The 20,525-nt window shown below is 35.6% G+C and carries 19 protein-coding genes and 1 pseudogene; 11 read left to right on the top strand and 9 right to left on the bottom strand.

The window, feature by feature from the left end; translation table 11 throughout:
* From ACP5O9_RS03375 to ACP5O9_RS03410, 8 genes and pseudogenes are all read right to left on the bottom strand, one after another.
* A pseudogene (locus tag ACP5O9_RS03375) lies at window positions 1-460 on the bottom strand (hypothetical protein); the annotation flags it as partial.
* Between the two features lie 41 nt (window positions 461-501).
* Entirely contained in the window at window positions 502-2,676 is a 2,175-nt protein-coding gene (gene ldhH, locus ACP5O9_RS03380) for an L-lactate dehydrogenase (quinone) large subunit LdhH (protein WP_353685762.1), read from the bottom strand.
* A complete protein-coding gene (locus ACP5O9_RS03385; protein WP_353685763.1) occupies window positions 2,633-3,169 on the bottom strand; it encodes a LutC/YkgG family protein in 537 nt (178 codons plus the stop codon). The genes ldhH and ACP5O9_RS03385 overlap by 44 nt, the downstream gene beginning before the upstream one ends.
* A gap of 2 nt (window positions 3,170-3,171) precedes the next feature.
* Window positions 3,172-4,467: a (Fe-S)-binding protein gene (locus ACP5O9_RS03390; protein WP_353685764.1), complete on the bottom strand. Its 1,296-nt coding sequence runs from the start codon at window positions 4,465-4,467 to the stop codon at window positions 3,172-3,174.
* A gap of 1 nt (window position 4,468) precedes the next feature.
* On the bottom strand, window positions 4,469-5,860 hold the full coding sequence (locus ACP5O9_RS03395) for an FAD-binding oxidoreductase (protein WP_424905153.1): 1,392 nt from the start codon (window positions 5,858-5,860) through the stop codon (window positions 4,469-4,471).
* Window positions 5,857-7,623, bottom strand: a complete 1,767-nt coding sequence (locus ACP5O9_RS03400) for an L-lactate permease (protein WP_428723433.1) — start codon at window positions 7,621-7,623, stop codon at window positions 5,857-5,859. The genes ACP5O9_RS03395 and ACP5O9_RS03400 overlap by 4 nt, the downstream gene beginning before the upstream one ends.
* Window positions 7,624-7,717: 94 nt before the next feature.
* Complete coding sequence (gene argF / locus ACP5O9_RS03405; protein ID WP_353685767.1) at window positions 7,718-8,617, bottom strand: ornithine carbamoyltransferase; 900 nt, start codon at window positions 8,615-8,617, stop codon at window positions 7,718-7,720.
* Entirely contained in the window at window positions 8,614-9,819 is a 1,206-nt protein-coding gene (locus ACP5O9_RS03410) for an acetylornithine transaminase (protein ID WP_428723434.1), read from the bottom strand. The genes argF and ACP5O9_RS03410 overlap by 4 nt, the downstream gene beginning before the upstream one ends.
* A 50-nt stretch (window positions 9,820-9,869) precedes the next feature.
* Here ACP5O9_RS03410 and ACP5O9_RS03415 point away from each other — a divergent pair, with 50 nt between their 5' ends.
* The 8 genes from ACP5O9_RS03415 to pyk are packed head-to-tail and all read left to right on the top strand — an operon-like array spanning window position 9,870 to window position 18,038.
* Entirely contained in the window at window positions 9,870-10,418 is a 549-nt protein-coding gene (locus ACP5O9_RS03415) for a 5-formyltetrahydrofolate cyclo-ligase (RefSeq protein WP_353685769.1), read from the top strand.
* On the top strand, window positions 10,411-10,974 hold the full coding sequence (folE, locus tag ACP5O9_RS03420) for a GTP cyclohydrolase I FolE (protein WP_353685770.1): 564 nt from the start codon (window positions 10,411-10,413) through the stop codon (window positions 10,972-10,974). The genes ACP5O9_RS03415 and folE overlap by 8 nt, the downstream gene beginning before the upstream one ends.
* Entirely contained in the window at window positions 10,975-11,832 is an 858-nt protein-coding gene (gene folD / locus ACP5O9_RS03425; RefSeq protein WP_424905157.1) for a bifunctional methylenetetrahydrofolate dehydrogenase/methenyltetrahydrofolate cyclohydrolase FolD, read from the top strand.
* Window positions 11,829-12,476, top strand: coding sequence for a methylenetetrahydrofolate reductase C-terminal domain-containing protein (locus ACP5O9_RS03430; protein ID WP_353685772.1), 648 nt, complete (start codon window positions 11,829-11,831; stop codon window positions 12,474-12,476). The genes folD and ACP5O9_RS03430 overlap by 4 nt, the downstream gene beginning before the upstream one ends.
* A 1-nt stretch (window position 12,477) precedes the next feature.
* Complete coding sequence (locus tag ACP5O9_RS03435) at window positions 12,478-13,362, top strand: methylenetetrahydrofolate reductase (RefSeq protein WP_428723435.1); 885 nt, start codon at window positions 12,478-12,480, stop codon at window positions 13,360-13,362.
* Window positions 13,362-15,050, top strand: coding sequence for a type IV-A pilus assembly ATPase PilB (gene pilB, locus ACP5O9_RS03440; protein WP_428723436.1), 1,689 nt, complete (start codon window positions 13,362-13,364; stop codon window positions 15,048-15,050). The genes ACP5O9_RS03435 and pilB overlap by 1 nt, the downstream gene beginning before the upstream one ends.
* Window position 15,051: 1 nt before the next feature.
* Entirely contained in the window at window positions 15,052-16,614 is a 1,563-nt protein-coding gene (gene nadB / locus ACP5O9_RS03445; protein WP_428723437.1) for an L-aspartate oxidase, read from the top strand.
* A 5-nt stretch (window positions 16,615-16,619) separates the two neighbouring features.
* Window positions 16,620-18,038, top strand: coding sequence for a pyruvate kinase (gene pyk, locus ACP5O9_RS03450; protein WP_353685776.1), 1,419 nt, complete (start codon window positions 16,620-16,622; stop codon window positions 18,036-18,038).
* On the opposite strand, the gene ACP5O9_RS03455 is transcribed toward pyk, so the two are convergent.
* Entirely contained in the window at window positions 18,033-18,941 is a 909-nt protein-coding gene (locus ACP5O9_RS03455) for a selenium metabolism-associated LysR family transcriptional regulator (protein WP_353685777.1), read from the bottom strand. The two genes, pyk and ACP5O9_RS03455, sit on opposite strands and share 6 nt — an antisense overlap.
* A 120-nt stretch (window positions 18,942-19,061) precedes the next feature.
* On the opposite strand from ACP5O9_RS03455, the gene ACP5O9_RS03460 reads away from it, so the two are divergent.
* The 3 genes from ACP5O9_RS03460 to ACP5O9_RS03470 all read left to right on the top strand — a co-directional run.
* Complete coding sequence (locus tag ACP5O9_RS03460) at window positions 19,062-19,331, top strand: metal-sensitive transcriptional regulator (RefSeq protein WP_428723438.1); 270 nt, start codon at window positions 19,062-19,064, stop codon at window positions 19,329-19,331.
* Window positions 19,332-19,336: 5 nt separating this feature from the next.
* Window positions 19,337-19,519 carry an FmdB family zinc ribbon protein gene (locus ACP5O9_RS03465; RefSeq protein WP_353685779.1) on the top strand — a complete coding sequence of 61 codons (183 nt, stop codon included), beginning with the start codon at window positions 19,337-19,339 and terminating at the stop codon, window positions 19,517-19,519.
* A 42-nt stretch (window positions 19,520-19,561) separates the two neighbouring features.
* A partial coding sequence (locus tag ACP5O9_RS03470; protein ID WP_428723439.1) for a 4Fe-4S dicluster domain-containing protein occupies window positions 19,562-20,525 on the top strand: 964 nt, incomplete at its 3' end.

Genomic DNA, 20,525 nt, shown 5'->3' on the forward strand with positions numbered 1-20,525 from the left:
GATTACGGGATATCTCCTCTGTTGTTGCTGAAAGTTCTTCAGAAGATGAAGCAAGAGAATCAGATATCCTTTTTGATTCTGCAAAAAATTTCCTGCGTTTTAGAATAATTTCTTGTAAAATCTGACAGGCATCACCAAGTTCGTCTCTACAGTAGACATTAATGTCAACTGTGAAATCTCCTTTGTTAAGAGTGCCGAGAACTGATTTAAGTTCCATCGCTGATCTTCTAATAGATTTTGAAATGGAAATAGCAAGGGGAAATCCAATTAATATCGTAGATAAAGCAACTCCTGTAATTAGAAGGCAAATTGTTTTTATCGTAGTTAAGACATTCTCATCCTTCAATGATTGAATTTGAAAAAAAGCAATCACACCTAAAACCGCAATGAAAATAAGAGAAATAATGACAATTCCAAATCCTATACCGAGTTTTTTACCAATTGAGAGATTTACGAGCATATACCTCCTCCGTTTGTTATAAGCGTTCTATTATAACTCTTTCATTTAATTCTTTCAGCAAGCACCTGGAGTGAATGTTTTACTTCTATCTGAAGTCCTTCTTTATCAATTCCTCCACGAATCTGCATTACACAACCTGGACAGTCTGTGCAAACAAGCTTTGTTTGTGTTTTTTTAATGTTTTCAAGCTTTCTTCTCAGGATACTAACTGATATTTCAGGAAATTTTAATGAATAACTTCCACCCATGCCACAGCATGTGTCAGACTCGAACATTTCAACGAGTTTAAGTCCTGCTGAAATAAGACTCTCTCTTGGCTCCTGAAATATATTAAGACTTCTTATAAGATGGCAGGGATCATGATAGGTGAAGGTAATTTCAGGAAGTTCTTTAAATTTAATTCTGCCATCCTTTATAAGCTTATTAATTAACTCAGAGGCATCAAATACTTTTTCCGCAAGCCTTTGAGCAGAGCTTATTAATTTTTCATCGTAATTCTGTTCCTTTAAATCTTTAATAAACTGTTTTTTAAGTGCCACAGTGCATGTTGGACAGGCAGATACAATATAATCTGCATCTACACTTAATAAGGCCTCCACATTCTGTTTTGAATTGTTTGCTGCCACATCCATCACACCTGAATATCTTGCAGGTGCACCACAGCATGTTTGTTCATCCGGAAACAGAACTTCTATGCCTGCAGCATTAAGAAGCTTAACAAGAGCTTCTCCAATTTCAGGATAAGCAAAATCAATAAGGCAACCTGCAAAAAATACAGCCTTGTTTTTACATTCTGGCTGTTTAATTTTTTTGAATCTATCTCTAAAAGGAATATCAGCAATTGCAGGCAGGCTTCTTTCCTGAGTTAGTTCTGACAGAAAGAAAGGAAGATGTCTTATAAAACCTTTTGATTCAAAGGGTTTTTGAAGTTTTGAAGCTGCTCTTAATATTGAATGGAATAGTTTCCTATTGTTTACAATTGAGTAGATTGCCTTTGTTTTGAAGCTCAATCCTTCTTCTTTTGCAAGTCTTTTACGAATCTCTAGAATAAGCTCAGGAATATTTATTTTACCTGGACATACTCTAACACAGTTTCCACATTGAATACATAATCCTTGAATATCACTTGAAGCTTTAAGTCCTTCTGTCCATGCTGTAAGAATTGTTCCAATTCCACCTGTATAAACTTTACCAAAGACATGTCCACCTATAAGTCTGAATACTGGACATACATTGAGACAGGAAGCGCAGCGAATGCATTGCAGTGTTTGTTTAAAAATAGGATCCTTTGCTATCTCACTCCGTTTGTTGTCAAGCAATATTATATGAAACTCCTTTTGGGAGCCATCTATATGAATTTCAGGTTTGGTTACAAAAGATATATAACTTGTTATGAGCTGAGCTGTTGCACTTCTTGGTAAAGCTTTTATGATCGGGAATATATCTTCCAGCTTTGAAACAAGCTTTTCAACTCCTACAACTGCTACATGAATCTTTGGCAAAACCATTGTAAGACGAGCATTACCCTCATTTGTAAATATGACCAGTGTGCCTGTCTCTGCCACTGCTATATTTGCTCCTGTAATACCCATGTCTGCTGCAAGAAATTTTCTTCTTAGATGTTTTCTTGCAAATTTTACCATCTGGGCAATATCAGGTTCTACAGGCTCAACTTTTTTTGTAAAAACATCAGAAACATCATACCTTGTAAGATGTATTGCAGGAAGTACCATATGTGAAGGCCTCTGCCCTGCAAGCTGAATGATCCATTCTCCAAGATCTGTTTCATTAACTTCAATGCCATGCTCTTTAAGGTATTTATTTAAATGAATCTCCTCTGTTGCCATTGATTTTGATTTAACAATACTTTTTACATTGTTTTTCTTTGCAAGATCAATAATGTAGTTTTTTGCTTCTTCAGGATTTTTTGTATAAAAAACCTTTGCTCCATTTGCCTGGGCAGATTTAATAAAAGTTTGAACAAGCTCATCAAGATGTTCTGCCACATAGGCTTTGGCAGAGGCTATTTTTTCTCTTAATTCTTCAAAATCAAGTCCTTCATAGGCTTTACGCCTGCTTACAGCATAGGCTTCTGAAAACCTTGTTAGCGCTCCAGAAAGATTAGCATTTTGTAAAGCTTTTTTTATTTCTTCTTTAATCAATTCTTTCCTCCTAAAAATTTTCAATACAAAGAATAACAACCCTTTCAGGTCCATGAACTCCAATTGTAAGAACTCGCTCTATATCAGCAGTTCTACTTGGACCACTTATTACTGTCATATACGGAAATTTTTTAATTTCTATCTGTTTAAATACTGACTCCATGTCAGGTAAGATCTTGTTCATTGGAAGAATTGCTATATGAATTTCAGGCAACGTAGAACAGAGTCTCTTTGAGACATTCTCTGATATTTCAACAAGACTTCCTGTCTCTGCTATACCAAAATCAACCTGATTTATCCCTATTTTTGCTGATGTTGCTGAATTAAGATCTATATTGAACTCAATCTGGGGAAGCTCTTCTTGGAAAGCATCTTTGTCAACTCCTTCAAGAAATTCTGAATCACACCATACCACTGCCTTTGAAATTTTATTTGAAGTATTCTGTTTAATAAAGTCTTTTATGAAATCAAGAGCCTCTGCTTTACTTTGAAATTTATGCACTTCTGCATTTATTGCTTCTGCTTTTTGCTTGAAAAGTTCAAACAAATTTATTCCTCCTCTTTTTTATATGACTGAGCCAATAAACTAACTGTATGCAAAACTCTGCAATTTCCATTCCATCTCTGGATTCCTTCAAAGATTTGCATCATGCAGGCAGGACATCCTGTACATACCACATCTGCTTGAGTTTGTTTTATATCCTCTGTCTTTGCCTGAGTAATTTTTAATGCAGTATCTACATGAGTTAAATGATAACTTCCACCACTTCCACAGCATGCATCAGGCTTTTTCATTTCAACCAGAGTTATTCCTGGTATCATTTTAATGAGCTGTCTTGGTTCATTAACAACTTTCATTGATTTTTTAAGATGGCAGGGATCATGATAAGTAACTTTTAGCTCTATTTTTCCTTTTGGTGGCTCAAATTTAATAATCTTTAAAAGAAATGTGGATATATCATAAACTCTTTCAGCCCACTTTTTTGCCTTTTCTTCATATTCAGAGCCTTCAAGAATTATTGGATATTCATGTTTAAGTGCACTTCCGCAAGAACCACAAACTGTAACAATATATTGAGCATTTGTTTTTTCAAAAGCATCAAGATTTTTTCTCGCAAGTTCTCTTGCTGTATCAATATCTCCATGAACCATTACTGGCATACCACAGCAGTTCTGGCTTTTGGGAGTAATTGTTTTAACATTGTTTTTCTTTAAAACATAAAGTAAATCCTCTCCAACATCAGGGTAAAAATAATTAACAGAACAACCTGTAAAAAATATGACCGTTGTCTGAGAATTTTCCACATCCACAACTTCTGAAACCTTATCTCTAAAGCTCTCTTTGCTGAGTTCTGGCAGAACAAAATCTCTATCAAATCTTTTCCCGAGATGTTTTAAAAATCCTCTGGGTGCGCGTGTTTTTTCTCCTTCTTTTGTAAGAAAAAATCCCTGCATTGCAGAAAAAGCTTTCATGCCCTTGTCAAAGAGTTCTGGATTTTTCAATAAGCCAAAAAGTGCCTTTTTCACAAAAGGAATTCCTTTTTTTCTTGCAATTGCTGCTCTCAATCCAAGTATAATTCTGTCAAACCTGACTCCAGAAGGACAGGCAAGCATGCAGGATTTGCATACAAGGCAGTTAAAGATGAGCTTTACAAGGGTTTCGTCATCTATGGTAATTTTATCATCAAGCACAGCCTCTCCAAGTGCAATTTTACCACGGGCAACTGATGATTCCTTTTTTTCTATATTATAAACAGGACAAACGGACATGCAATTTCCGCACTTCATGCATCTAAGTAGTTCTTTTTTTAATGTTTCCACATCATCAAAAACTGTCTTTGTCACTTCAGCCCTCCACAGGAACAAGTTTCCCAGGATTTAAAATATTGTCAGGATCAAGTGCCTGTTTGATTCTACGCATTGTCTCAACTCCAGCGAGACCTATTTCATTTTTGAGATATTTAAGCTTTGCAACACCAATTCCATGCTCACCAGAAAGAGTTCCACCTAAGGAGAGAGCAATCTCAAAGATTTCATCAACAGCCTTATGGAGCTTTTGCATTTCATCTTTATCTGCTGGATCCACAAGGATTGTTGGATGAAGATTTCCATCACCTGCATGTCCAAATGTTCCAATCATCAGATTATATTTTTTTGCAATATTCTGAATAGCAACCAGCATCTCAACAATTTTTGTTCTCGGTACTGTAGCATCTTCAAGAACTGTCGCAGGCTTTACCTGTGCAAGTGCTGGTAAGGCTGCTCTACGAGCTGCCCACAGGGAGTCTCTTTCAGCGTCAGTTTCCGCAATTTTATATTTACCATTGTTTTGTTTTATTATTTCCACGCATTTTTCAGCTTCCCATTCAACAGAATCCTTACCCATTCCATCAACTTCTATAAGAAGCAATGCCTCTACATCAGTAGGAAGTCCTACCTTTGCATAGTTTTCAACGGTCTGTATTGTGACATTGTCCATTATTTCAAGGGTTGCTGGAATAACATGATTACGAACAATGTCAGTGACTGTTTTACCAGCATCTTCGAGTCTGTCAAAGAAAGCAATCATTGATTTGCGATACTTTGGTGCAGGGATGAGTTTGCATATTATTTCAGTAATTATTCCCAAGGTTCCCTCTGATCCTACAAAAAGAGCTGTAAAATCGTAGGCTGTAACATTTTTCACGGTTTTTCCACCGTAACGGAAAATCTCTCCTGTTGGAAGCACTACTTCCATTCCCATGATATAATGTTTTGTTACTCCGTATTTCAATCCACGAAGTCCTCCAGAGTTTTCAGCCACTGAGCCGCCAACTGTTGCAGTTGCCATTGAGCCAGGGTCTGGTGGATAGAGAAGTCCGTATTTTGCAACTGCATTGTTTAAATCGGCGATAATAACTCCAGGCTGAACAGTTGCTGTAAGATTGTCTGGATCAATTTCAACTATTTTATTCATTTTTTGAAAGGCGATAACAACTCCTTTGCTAAGAGGAACAGGACCGCCACTGAGGCATGTTCCAGCGCCTCTTGGATAGATTGGAGTTTTTGTCTGCCTTGCAAGAAAAATTAGTTCCTGAATCTGCCTGGTATTTTCAGGAAAAACAACCACCCCCGGAATCTCCCGAGGGATCCCTGGGGTGGCATCATAACTGTATGTGATTAATTCAGCCTTATCAGTAAGAACATTTTCCGGACCAAAAATGTTTCTACACTTATTTATGAAATTGCTATCAATCATTTTACAGCTCCTCTTCCAACAACTCTTGAAATTATTACAATTAATATTGAAACAGCAAAGGTAATAATCAGATAATTAAGTCCTTCAGTAGAAGGAGTAGTTGCTGCAGATTTTGCTGCTGCAGCAGCTGCCTGTACGACCTGCTCCCAGTGAGGAATCATCCATGTAAATACATATGCCTGAAGCATTGCAAGCACACCCATGAGGAAGGTAAGGATTATGGAATGCTTGAGTGTGAATCTAAATATATCACCTTCATGTCCAACATATCCTGTTGCTGCAGTTGCAACAGCAATGGACTGCGGAGAAATCATTTTTCCAAAAACTCCACCAGAGGAATTTGTTGCCACTGTGAGAACAGGATCTATACCAATCTGACGGGCTGTAACTTCTTGAAGTTTTCCAAAAAGAGCATTTGATGATGTATCTGAACCTGTCATGAAAACTCCAAGCCAGCCAAGAAATGCTGCAAAGAATGGGAAAATCACTCCAGTTGACGCAAAGGCATAACCAAGTGTAATAGCCATTCCTGAGAAATTATAAAGATAGGCAAATCCAAGAATTGTTCCAATTGTCACAATAGGCCACTTAAGCTGATTAAGAGTTCGTCCAGCAACTCTGAGTGCTGTTCCGATTGATGCACCCATTACAGGGATTGAAAGAATTCCTGCAAAAAGAATTGCAGTTCCCGCTGCTGAAAGTACATTAAATATATAAACTGCTGGTTTTGGTTTCCCAAGATGGTCTATAATCTCTTTATCAAGACCAGTTATCGGAAATTTTATTGTTAAAAGCTGGTCAAGAGCTGCCTTTACTGGTTTAATACCCCATGCAGCAACGAAAATTGAAAGTAGAATAAAGGGTGCCCATGCTCTAAATACCTGTCCTGCAGTAAATTCAAGCTTTGCTCTTCCTGTTGCTGCTGCTTCATGTTCAAAGGTCCAGGATTCCTTTGGATGCCATATTTTAGCAAATATTACTGTTGCAATAATAGAAACAATTGATGAAAGGATGTCTGGTAGATAAGGACCAATATAGTTAGATACTAAAAACTGTGTTAATGCAAAAGACCCACCACTTACTAAAAGAATAGGCCAGATTTCAACAGCTTTTTTCCATCCAGCCATAACAACTGCCATATAGAATGGAACAACGATACTGAAAAATGGAAGCTGTCTTCCAACCATTTTACTCATTGCCATCATATCAACGCCAGAGACTGCTGAACCGACAACAATAGGAATTCCAATTGCACCGAAGGCAACAGGTGCTGTATTTGCAATAAGACAGATACCTGCAGCATAAATTGGATTGAATCCCAATCCTGCAAGCATTGCAGCTGAGATTGCCACAGGTGTTCCAAATCCTGCAGCACCTTCAAGAAATGCACCAAAAGAATAAGCAATGATTACTGCCTGAACTCTTCTGTCATCGGAGATTGCAGCAAGTGAGTTCTTGATTACTTCAAACTGTTTTGTTTCAACAGAAAGATTGTAGATATACACTGCTGTAACAACGATCCAGCAAACAGGCCAGAGCCCGAAAAGAAAACCATTAAAAACTGAAAGCACAGAAAGATTAACAGGCATTCCATAAGCAACTACTGAAATCAACATCGCAATAATAACTGCTGAAATTGCTGCCCAGTGCCCTTTCATTCTTTTGTAAGCAAGCGCCCAGAAAAGATAAAGAATTGGCACTGCCGCAACCAGAGCACTTAATGCAAGACTACCCAATGGATTGATGTCCATTTTCCAGGGCATAGTTTAACCTCCTTATTAAAATTTTTCAATAAATTATCCACAATTTAGAGAAGTTTGTAAATCAGCAAAATCCTACATAGTTGTAGGAAAATTCCTACATGGTAAGCAGAAATTCAAGAATTGCTTTTGAAGTATGGAGTCTATTTTCTGCTTGATCAAGAACAACGCTCTGAGGTCCGTCAAGAACCTCATCGGTGATTTCTTCTCCTCGGTGAGCTGGCAGGCAGTGCATAACTATTGCATCTGGTTTTGCTTTGCTGAGAAGTTTAGTGTTTACCTGAAAATTCTTTAACTTTTTTTTCTTTTCGATGCTTCCTTCTTCACCCATGCTAAGCCATACATCAGTGTAAATTACATCTGCCTGAAGTACTGCTTGCTCTGGATCGGAAAATATTTTTACCTCTGTAAAAGCTTTTGCTTTTTGCACAACCTCTTCTAAGGGCTCACATCCTTGAGGAGTTGCAATATTTATTTTAATACCAGTTAAAGCACTTGCCTCAATCAGTGAGTTTGCCACATTGTTTCCATCTCCAACATAGGCAAGTTTAATTCCTTCAAGCTTTCCTTTTTTCTCAAGAATCGTCATCATATCTGCCATTGCTTGACAGGGATGATGTTCATCAGTTAAAGCATTTATTACAGGAATTGTTGCCCATTTTGCAAACTCTTCAATTGTTTTATGAGAAAATGTTCTGATTACTATACAATCAAGATACCTTGAAAGAACCTGTGCAGTGTCTTTTATTGTTTCTCCTCTTGAAAGCTGAAGCTCTTTTGAACTCAAACACATAGGATGCCCACCAAGTTGATAGATTGCAACATCAAAAGAAACCCTTGTTCTTGTAGAAGGCTTTTCAAAAATCATTCCAATACATTTGCCAACAAGAGAAGATTTTAAAAGATCTTTATTTGATTTAAATTCAATTGCTCTGTTTATCAATGAAAAAAACTCATCTCTTTTTAAATCCAAAACCCTGAGATAATCTCTCTTCACTGTGTGACCTCTCTCAGTGCTTTATCAAAAATACAGATTGCTTCATCAATATCATCCTTTTCAATTATCAATGGAGGAGTAAATCTTATTACAGAGCCGTCTCCTGCCAGTCCTATTAAAAGTCCCTTTTCCATACATTTTTTAACAACTGAAAGAGCATTTTGCTTTAACTGCACACCAATTAAAAGTCCTATTCCTCTTATTTCTTTAATTGTTTCTGGATATTTTTCCTGTAACGCCTTTAACTTTTTCATAAAATATTTTGAAATTCTTTGACAGTAATCCAGAAGATAGCCATCTTCAAGAACTGTCTCAAGAGTGGCCACTGCAGCAGCACAGGCAACTGGATTTCCTCCAAATGTAGAGGCATGGGTTTTCGGAGCAAAAGCCTGAGCAATTTCTTCCTTTGCAAGTATTGCTCCAATAGGGATTCCTCCGCCAAGACCTTTCGCAAGAGTCATAATGTCAGGTTGTATTTCAAAGTGTTCATAGGCAAAAAGTTTGCCTGTTCTACCAATTCCTGTCTGAATTTCATCAAGGATGAGAAGAATCTGATATTTGTCACATACTTGTCTTACTTTTTTAAAATACTCTTCATCAGGAACATAAATTCCACCCTCTGCCTGAATGGGTTCAAGAATTACAGCACAAGTTTTCTCTGTTATAGCTCTTTCTATAGCTTCAGCATCATTGAAGGGAACAAATTTTACTCCAGGAAGTAATGGCTCAAATCCGTGATGATATTTTTCCTGTCCTGTTACACTGAGGCTTCCAAAACTTCTTCCATGAAAAGAATTTTCTGCTGCAATAAATTCATAGCGTTGTTCACCAAATTTATTTTTCATGTATATTCTTGCAAGTTTAAGAGCACCCTCATTTGCTTCAGTTCCAGAATTACAGAAAAAAACTCTGTCTGCAAAGGAGTTTTCAATTAAAATTTTTGCAAGTTTTGTCTGAGGCTCTGTGTAATAAAGATTTGATACATGTATCAATCTCTGAACCTGTTTTTGGACTGCAATTACAACTTTTCTCGGACAATGTCCAAGCACATTTACAGCAATTCCAGCGAGACAATCAATATATTCTTTTCCATTGACATCCCAGACTCTTACACCCTTGCCCTTTCTCAAAACAACAGGAAATCTTGCATAGGTTGGCATTAGAAATTTTTCAGTGAATTCTATAATTTCTCTGGCTTCCATAAAGTTTTATAATACCATAAAAACGCCTGTTAATGGTATAATTTTAAATTGTGAAAAAAGAAATCAGAAAAAAAATGCTTGAACTAAGAAGCAAAATTCCGCAAGATTTAAAAATCAGAAAGGATGAAAAAATTGCTTTAAATTTTATTAACTTTTTGAAAGAAAGGCACGTAAAATCTGTCCTTCTTTACGCTTCCTTTGGAAGTGAAGTTGATACATGGAGAATTTTTGAATACTGTAAAAAACTTTCAATAAAAACCGCTTTCCCTAAGGTAAAGGAAAAATTTTTAGAAATCTACTGGGTAAAGGAACGCTCTGAACTGGCTAAAGGTTATAAATCAATTCTTGAGCCCTGTAATGCTCAAAAAGCCCAGATTGATGATATTGAAGTTATTGCTGTGCCTGGGTTGGCTTTTGACAAAAACTGCTTCAGAATTGGATATGGCGGAGGTTTTTATGATAGACTTCTTTCTAAGAAAAAAGGACTGGCAGCAGGCTTAGCCTATGAAGAGCAGGTTTTAGATCAATTACCTCTGGAATCGCATGATATAAAAGTTGATTTAATAATAACTGATGAGAGGGTGATAAACTGTGGTTAATAGAGAAAAAATTAAAAAAGGCGTAAGACTTATTATTGAAGGAATTGGAGAAGACCCTGAAAGAGATGGGATCAAGGATACTCCTGAGCGTATTGCAAGAATGTATGAAGAAATCTTTAAAGGTCTTGAACCTCCAGAGGAAGAGTTACTCAAATGCATTGAAGGTGAAACTCATGATGAAATGGTTCTTTTAAAAAATATACCCTTTTACTCAGTTTGTGAACATCATTTCTTACCATTTTTTGGATATGCCCATATTGCCTATATTCCAGATGGAAGAATTGTAGGATTAAGTGAACTTCCCAGAGCAGTTGACTATCTTGCAAAGAGACCACAGATTCAGGAAAGGCTTACAAAGGAACTTGCAAATCTCATCATGGAAAAATTAAGACCTAAAGGATGCATGGTTGTTATTGAAGCAGAGCATCTCTGTATGAGCATGAGAGGAATAAAAAAACCTGGTGCGAAAACGATTACTTCAGCTGTAAGAGGTATTTTCAGAAGAAGTCAAAAAACCAGACAGGAAGCCCTGGAATTAATAAATAAGGATAAATAGATGAGCACAGAGATTATTAATGGAAAACTTCTTGCCAGTAAAATCAAAGAAGAATTAAAAAAAGAAGTAGAAAATTTAAAAAACAAAGGAATTAATCCATGTCTTGCTGTGCTGCTTGTTGGTGAAAATAAAGCAAGTCAAAAATATGTTTCTTTTAAGGAAAAAACCTGTGGGGAATTGGGTATTGAAAGTTTAGTTTTCAGACTACCTGATGATGCAGATGAAGCAAATATAATTAAACTCATTAATGAGTTAAATGAAAACTCTCAGGTAAATGGAATACTTGTCCAGCTGCCTCTACCAAAACATTTAAATCAGCAAAAAATTTTAGAAAAAATAAATCCCTTTAAAGATGTGGACGGCTTTACTCCTTATTGTCTTGGAAGACTATTAGTTGATACTCCTTTATTTATTCCGTGTACACCAAAAGGTGTTTTAAGAATGCTTGATGAATATAAAATCAAGATCGAAGGTAAGAATGCTGTTGTTATTGGAAGAAGCATAATTGTTGGTAAGCCTCTTTCTTTGCTTTTATTGAAGAGAAATGCCACTGTCACAGTCTGCCACAGTAAGACAAAAGAGCTTCATGAGATAACAAAGAAAGCTGATATTTTATGTGTTGCCATAGGAAAGGAAAGATTTATAAACTCTTCCATGATAAAAGAAGGTGCAGTAGTTATTGACATTGGAATAAATGTTACAGCTGATGGGAAAGTTACAGGAGATGTTGATTTTGATGAAGTAAAACAAAAGGCTTCCTACATAACACCAGTTCCGGGAGGAGTTGGACCAATGACAATAGCAATGCTTATGGAAAACACAATTTATGCTGTAAAACTGCAACGAGGCTTGCTATGATTACAACTAAAAAGAAAGATTTTAAAGAAATTGAAAGATATATTGAAAATCTTGAAAGCTTTTTTCTTATTGGATGCTCAGAGTGTGCAACCCTGTGCGGAACAGGTAATGAAGAAGCGATTTTAAATTTAAAGCAATGGCTTGAAAGCAATAATAAAAAAGTAACTGGATGGATGATTGCAAAAACAGGCTGTCAGATTCTGGGAACAAAAAGACAACTTTCTCAATACAGAAAGAATATTGAGGAAGCTCAATGCATAATGGTTTTATCCTGTGGTGCTGGAACTCAAACTATTACGGAGCTTTTTGAAGAAAAACCTGTTATTCCTGTAAATGATACGCTTTTTATTGGCAACATGCGAAGATTTAGAGAATTTGAAGAAAGATGTCGCGCCTGTGGTGAATGTTTTCTTGCTATTACAGGAATTTGCGTTGTCACCCTCTGTCCAAAATCAATGCTCAATGGTCCCTGTGGAGGATATAAAGAGGGTAAATGTGAGGTTAATCCTATGAGAAAGTGCGTCTGGACAGTAGCTTACGAAATTCTTGAAAAAAGAGGAGTTGTTGAAAAATTCTATGAAAATATTTTAGGTCCAAAAGACTGGTCAAAAGCTAATTCACCAAGACAGTTTAAGGAGAAATAAATTGAGCAATCTCAAGAAAAAGCTAATGAATGGAGATTTTGTAATCACTGTAGAAATAACTCCACCTAAGGGACCTGAAATATCTCAAATGGTAAATAAATTGCAGGAATTGAAATTATTGGTTGATGCTGTAAATTTTACAGATAATCCTTCTGGCAAAATGCGAATGTGCTCTTTAGCTGCATGTAAAATTTCACTGGATTTAGGTTTTGAACCAGTGCTTCAGATGACTTGCAGAGATCGTAACAGAATTGGCATTCAATCAGATCTTCTTGGTGCCCATGCTCTTGGAATTAGAAATCTCCTTGTAATGACAGGAGACCATCCAATTTTGGGAGACCATAAAGAAGCAAAGCCTGTTTATGATATAGATTCTTCTATTCTTCTTAAAATGGTAAACAATCTTAACAGAGGAATTGCTTTGAATGGGAATGAATTAAACGGAAAAACTGATTTTTTTTACGGTGCTGTAGTAAATCCCAATGCAGATCCTCTAATGCCTCAATTGAAAAGATTTGAGCAAAAGCTAAAAATGGGTGCAGAGTTTTTTCAAACACAGATGATATTTGAGCTCGCATTACTTGAAAAATTTATGGAACATGCAGGAAAATTCAATACAAAGGTTATTGCAGGCATAGTTATTATAAGAAGTAAAAAAATGTTACACTATCTTGCCAGTAAAGTACCAGGAGTTAATGTGCCAAAGTGGTTAATAGACAGAGTTGAAAAATTAAAAGAGGATGATGTGGAAAAATTTGGACTGAATTTTTCAGCAAAATTAGTATTGGATATAATTGATAAAAAACTCTGTCATGGTATTCACATAATAGCATTCTCAAAGGTTGAAGAAGTGAAAAATTTACTAAATTTTATTAAACTAAAATAATGGCACTTGTAGGTCTAACTTCCTTAGGAGAATATTTAGTTAAAAAAGCATTAATTACAGAGGAACAACTTTTTAATGCTCTAAAATATCAAAAAACAGAAAAAATCAGGCTTGGTGAAGCTCTTGTAAAATTAGGATATACCTCGGAAGAGCAAATTTTTTATGCATTAAGTGAAATATATGGATATCAGCTTATTCATCTTACTGCACAATCAATAGATAAAAATGTTCTTAAATTAGTTCCTGAAGAGTTTATAAAAAAATATAACTTTATTCCATTCGCTAAAACAGAAAATACTGTAAAAGTAGCCACTTCTGAACCCGTGAATATGAATTACATAAAATCCATTTTAACAGGATTTAACATACAGTTTTATCTCATAAAACACAGTGAATTAACAGAAATTTTAAGCAATTTAATGAAGATAGATATTGCTGAAAAAGATTTCACAAGTTTAGTGGAAAGTGCAACTGCTCAGTCTACTGAAGATGAAACAGAGTTAAAGGAAGACACTATTAAGCCAGAAGGTCCTATTATAAAACTGGCTGATAAAATAATTTTTGATGCATTAAAAATGAAAGCTTCTGACATTCACATCGAACCTTATGAAAAAGGTGTTTCTGTAAGATATAGAATAGATGGTGTTCTTCATAATATATTAAATCTTCCACCTCAAATAAAAAATCCTTTGATTGCAAGATTTAAAATAATGTCTCATATTAACATCTCAGAAAAAAGAATTCCACAGGATGGAAGGATCAGATTAAAAATTTCAGGTAGAGAAATAGACTTCAGAGTATCAACTCTTCCAGTTATTCATGGAGAAAAGGTTGTTTTGAGAGTGCTTGAAAAAGGCTCACTTAAGCTTGATCTAACTCAGCTCGGGTTTGAACAGATTTCGTTAAAATTTTTTCTTGAAGCACTTGAAAAACCCTATGGAATGATACTGGTTACAGGACCAACTGGATCTGGAAAAACAACAACCCTTTATAGTGCTTTGATGAAACTCAACAAACCTGAGGTCAATATAATGACTGTTGAAGATCCTGTAGAGTACAGCTTCCCTGGAATAAATCAGGTTCAGGTAAAAGAAGATGTTGGCCGCACCTTTGCTTCTGTTTTAAGAGCTTTCTTAAGACAGGATCCTGATATAATCATGGTTGGCGAGATAAGAGATTTTGAAACAGCAGAAATTGCAGTAAAAGCAGCTCTTACAGGGCATCTTGTTTTAAGTACACTTCATACAAATGATGCTCCAAGCACTATTACAAGATTAGTAAACATGGGTATAGAGCCTTTTTTAATATCCTCTTCTGTAATTTTAATCGTAGCACAAAGATTGGTCCGAAAACTTTGCCCTCACTGTAAAAAAGAAAAACACTACTCAAAGGATGAACTTCTCCAGATGGGATTCCCTCAGGACAAAATTGAACAGGTTAAAATTTACGGAGCACAGGGATGTCCTAAGTGCAACAATACAGGATACTCAGGAAGAATCGCTTTATACGAAGTGATGCCCATTAAAGATGAAATAAAAGAGCTTATTCTGACAGGTGCTTCAGCATCAGAAATAAAAAAGAAAGCAGTTGAACTTGGAATGATAACATTAAGAAAGAGCGGAATATATAAAGTGATGAATGGAATTACATCAATTGAAGAAGTGCTTAGAATAACCTTTGAGGATTAATATGTCTGAAAAAATTTATACTGATTATCTCATCATTGGAAGCGGAGTCGCAGGCCTTAGAGCAGCAATTGAACTTGGCAGTCATGGAAATGTTCTTGTGGCAACAAAGGATTTACCTACTGAAAGCTCCACAGAATATGCTCAGGGTGGTGTGGCTGTTGCATTAAGCGATGAAGATGAGATAGGAATTCATTTTGAAGACACAATCAAAGCAGGAGACGGATTATGCAATGAAGAAGCAGTAAAAATACTTGTAAGTGAAGGACCTGAAAGAATTATGGAGCTTATTAATTGGGGAGCTGAGTTTGACAAAGAAGGCTCTAAGCTTGCTTTTACCCTGGAGGCTGCTCATTCAAGAAAAAGAATTCTTCATGCTCATGGAGACTCCACAGGAAGAGAAATAGAGAGAGTTTTGATAAACAAAGTTTCAAGCTTAGAAAGAGTTACTAAAGCCTCATTTACAATGGCTGTTGATCTTATCGTTGAAGAAGGCAGGTGTTATGGAGCACTGCTTTTAAAAGGAGACAAAATTATAAAATGTTTTTCTAAGGTAACTGTGCTTGCCACAGGTGGTGCAGGACAGGTTTATGCAAGAACAACCAACCCAAAAGTTTGCACTGGAGATGGAATGGCAATGGCTTTTCGGGCTGGTGCTTATTTAAAAGATATGGAGTTTGTTCAATTTCATCCAACAGCACTTTATGCACCAGGTATTCCTGCTTTTCTTTTAAGTGAGGCTTTAAGAGGAGAAGGTGCTCGGTTAAGAAATATTAACGGAGAATTGTTTATGAAAAATTACCACCATCTTGGAGAACTTGCACCAAGAGATGTTGTTTCAAGGTCTATAATATCTGAGATGGTAAAAACAAAATCCACACATGTATATCTTGATATGACTCATCTTGATGAAAACTTTATTAAAAAAAGATTCCCCTCCATATACTCAACATGTTTGAGATTCAATTTTGATATAACAAAACAATGGATTCCTGTTTCACCTGCAGCTCATTTTATAATGGGAGGAGTTGAGACAGATGTCTGGGGCAGAACAAACATTGAAGGATTATTTGCAGCAGGTGAGGTAGCATGCACAGGAGTTCATGGAGCTAACAGGCTTGCAAGTAACAGTCTTCTGGAAGGACTTGTCTACGGATATCGTGCAGCATGTGCAGCCAGTGAATATGCTTACAGAAGGCAAAATATATCGAATAGCTTTGAATCAAAAATAGATAGCATAGAGGCATCAGAAATAAGTAAAATGAGAGAAGAACTAAGACAAACAATGTGGGAAAAAGTAGGAGTAATCAGATGTGGGAAATCTCTTAGCCAAGCAAAAACTAAGATTATTCCAATTTATGAAAAAATGACTGAAAAATTTTTTATTGATCCCTATACTATAGAACTTAAAAATATGGTAGTGGTTGGCTTAATGATTACAGAGGCAGCTTTAGCAAGAAAAAACAGTGTTGGTGCACATTATAGAACTGATTACAGAGAAAAACTTCCAGGATGGGAAAAACATTTGAGAATTAGAAAAAAAGACACAACAGTTGAGGTATTTTAATCTTCATGAGAAAAGCTAAGATTGTCTGTACAATAGGTCCTTCCTCTGAACACAGAGAAATAATTAATGAGATGATAAAAAGCGGAATGGATGTTGCCAGGCTTAATTTTTCTCATGGAAACTATGAATGGTTTGAAAATGTTGTAAAAATAATTCGTGAAGAAGCGAAGAAATTAAAAAAAGCAGTAGCAATTCTCGGTGACCTTCAGGGAATTAAAATCAGAATAGGTGATGTTGAAAATGATGAAGTTCTGCTTCAGGAAGGACAAGCAGTAGAAATTTATCCTGGCAGTGAACTTTCAAATAATAAAAGAATTTTCATTTCCTATCCTCTTCTGCTTGAAGATGTTAAACCTGGCGAGGATATTTTAATAGATGATGGAATATTAAAAATCAAGATAATTGAAAAACTAAAAGATAAATTGATTGGTAAAGTTATTGAAGGAGGAGTTCTAAAGTCAAAAAAAGGGGTAAATCTTCCTTTTACAAGAACTTCTATTAGTTCTTTTACTGAAAAGGATAAATCTGATCTTGCCTTTGCTATTAAACTTGATGTGGACTATGTTGCTTTATCCTTTGTAAGAAATGCCCATGATATTGAATTAATTAAAAAATGGGCAGAGCAAAATAATATTAAACTGCCACCATTGATTGCAAAGATAGAAAAAAAAGAAGCCCTTGAAAACATTCATGAAATTCTTAATATTACCGATGGAATTATGGTAGCAAGAGGAGACCTTGGAGTTGAACTGCCACCTGAAGAAGTTCCTTTTTATCAAAAAATGCTTATAGATATTGCGAATCAGAGAAAAAAAATTGTTATAACAGCAACGCAGATGCTTGAATCAATGACAGAACATTCAAGACCAACAAGAGCAGAAGCAAGTGATGTAGCAAATGCTGTGCTTGACGGAACAGATGCATTAATGCTTTCTGCAGAAACAGCTACTGGACGATATCCTGTAGAGTCAGTCAAAACAATGAATTCAATTATAAGTTTTACTGAAAAAAATCTCTCAGATAAAATTGTGACAGCCTTTAAAGTGAGTAAATATTTTCCTGAAGCCATTGCTTCAGGTGCAGTGAAAGTAGCTCAGGATATAGAAGCAAAAGCTATTGTTGTTTTCACGCACTCAGGATTTTCAGCATTACTTATATCTAAACTTAGACCTTCTATGCCTGTGATAGCGTTTACCCCGGATGAAAAAGTGTGGAGAAGACTTTCTCTTCTGTGGAGCATTATTCCCAAACACATACCTCAAAAAATTGATATGATAGACAATCTATTTTTGAAAAAAACTGAAACAGAATTAAAAAATTTGAATATTGTCAAAAATGGAGATGCTGTTGTATTTGTGGCAAGCTCGCCTTTCTTAGGCAATAAAAATGTAGTAAGACTTCATAAGGTTGGCGATCCCTTATAAAAGTAAATCTGAATAGGGATAATTTTTAAGATATGTTATAAACTCTTCAACTGCTGGAGAAAGAATTGTATTTTTAGGTAAAACAATATAAAAATCTCTTGTTATTTTACCCTCTTTTAATTTAAGAATTCTCAGATTGCCACAAGCCACTTCTTTGCGAACAGCCCATTTTGAAAGTATAGACAATCCTATTCCTCTTTCAACTGCTTCTTTGATTGAACCTGTGCTTCCAAGAATAAGAGAAATATGCAAATCAGAAACACTGATGCCGTGTTCTGCAAGAAATTTTTCAATTATCACTCTTGTACTTGAGCCTTCTTCCCTTATTACAAAAGGTTCTTTAACAACATCATATATGGAAACAGATTTCTGGTTATTCAAAGGATGATCTGAAGAACAGATTACACACAACTCATCAGAAATAATTGAGTCAACAATAAATTTAGTTTTCCCTGGCATTTCAGAAATAATTCCAAAATCAATCATGCTTGAATTAAGCATTTCAAGAATTTTTTTAGTATTTCCAATTGACACACTCACTCTAATCTTTGGATGCCTTTTTTTGAAATCCACAGCCACTGCAGGCAAAATATAATTTCCCACAGTTGTGCCAGCCCCGATTTTTACACATCCTTTTATTAATCCTGTTATTTTACTTATTTCCTTTGCGGCTTCTGCATATAAAGTTAAAATCTGTTTCGCATATTTATAAAGTATCTCACCTGCAGGAGTCAGAGTGATACTGCCTGAAGAACGATCAAATAATTTAGTTTCATAAAGTTCTTCCAAAGCCTGAATCTGAAGGCTAACAGCCGGCTGAGTAAGATGAATAATTTCTGAAGTTTTAGAAAAACTCTTTGTTTCAGCCACTGTGCAAAATACTCTTAATTTATGATCTTCCATGAGTAAATTTATTTTAGCATAAAAATTTTTAATAGGCAAGACAAAATATACCTCATATATTGACAATTATTATCTGTCTTGTTTTATTATATAAATAAAATAATAGGGGGGTTAGGTATAATGGAAAGAGATAAAAATAAACTTATTCAGAGACTTAGAAGAATTGAGGGACAAATTAGAGGACTTCAAAGGATGATAGAAAGTGAAAGGGCTTGTAAAGAAATTATAACTCAGTTTGCCTCAATTAATGGAGCTCTAAAAAGTGCAGGATTTTTAATTGTAATGTTTTATCTTAATGATTGTTTAACTCGTAAATCAGATTCCGTAGAAAATCTTGAAAAGGAAATTGAAAAGGTTATAAAAACATATATTTATTCAATAAGGAGGTGAATTATATGCCTTTTTATGAATATAAGTGTAAAGAGTGTTGTGTAACCTTCCAGGTGTTAAAACCAATGAGTAAAAGAGAGGAGCCAGAGAAATGTCCAAATTGTGGAAGCCTTAAAACTGAAAGATTAATCTCTCAATTTATAAGTAACACTTTATCCTGTAATTCCTTTAGTTATACAGGTGGTTGAAAAATAAGATAGTAGGCAGTTTGCCGAATAAGGAGGAATGATATGAAACTGTCAAGAAGAGGATTTTTAGCAATGTCAGTAGCAACCACTGGTTCCTTGATTTTAGGGAAAAATGTGGATGCTCGGGAAGGCAAGTATGCCATGCTTGTAGATCTTACAAAATGTGATGGATGTAAAGATGAGCCCATTCCAAGATGTGTGAAAGCCTGTAGAGACTACAATAAAAACAGATTCCCAGAGCCTAAAAAACCAATCCAGCCTTACTGGCCAAGAAAAACCTATGAAGACTGGTCTGACAAAAGAAACAAAATTGATACTTTAACGCCCTACAACTGGATTTTTGTGCAGAAGGTTAATATTGATGGACAGAAACTTTACATTCCAAGAAGATGTATGCATTGTGACAATCCACCATGTGTTAGGGAATGTCCTTTTGGAGCATTAACAAAACAACCAGAAGGCAACTCGGTTATCAATGACAAAATCTGCTTTGGTGGAGCAAAATGCAGAGATGTATGCCCATGGCATATTCCGCAAAGGCAAGCAGGAGTTGGAATATATTTACAAATCCTTCCTAAATATGCTGGCGGTGGAGTCATGTATAAATGCGATTTATGTAAAGATAAAATCAAAAAAGGTGAAGAACCAGCATGTGTGATTGCCTGTAGAGAAAGACTTGAGCAGCAGTCAGTTTTTACATTTGGTGAGAGAAAAACCATCTATGAACTTGCATACAGGAAAGCCAAAGAAGAAGGGCTTTATATTTATGGAGACAAACAAAATGGAGGCACTTCAACCCTTTATCTTTCAAAAATCCCCTTTGAAAAGATAGAAAAAGCGTTAAAAGAAAACAAAGAAAGGTTTCAAATGCCTGTTAATGTGGAAAACAAAATAGAATCAAAATTTAATCCAATTGGCAAACTGGTTCTGGCTTCAGGATTCCTTTCAGCTGCTGTAGCCAGCATAGCAGCCTTTTCATCTAAAAAACCAAAAAAGGAGGAACCCA

It is taken from the genome of Thermodesulfovibrio sp., from assembly GCF_049969575.1.
GTDB classification, from domain to species: Bacteria; Nitrospirota; Thermodesulfovibrionia; order Thermodesulfovibrionales; family Thermodesulfovibrionaceae; genus Thermodesulfovibrio; species Thermodesulfovibrio obliviosus.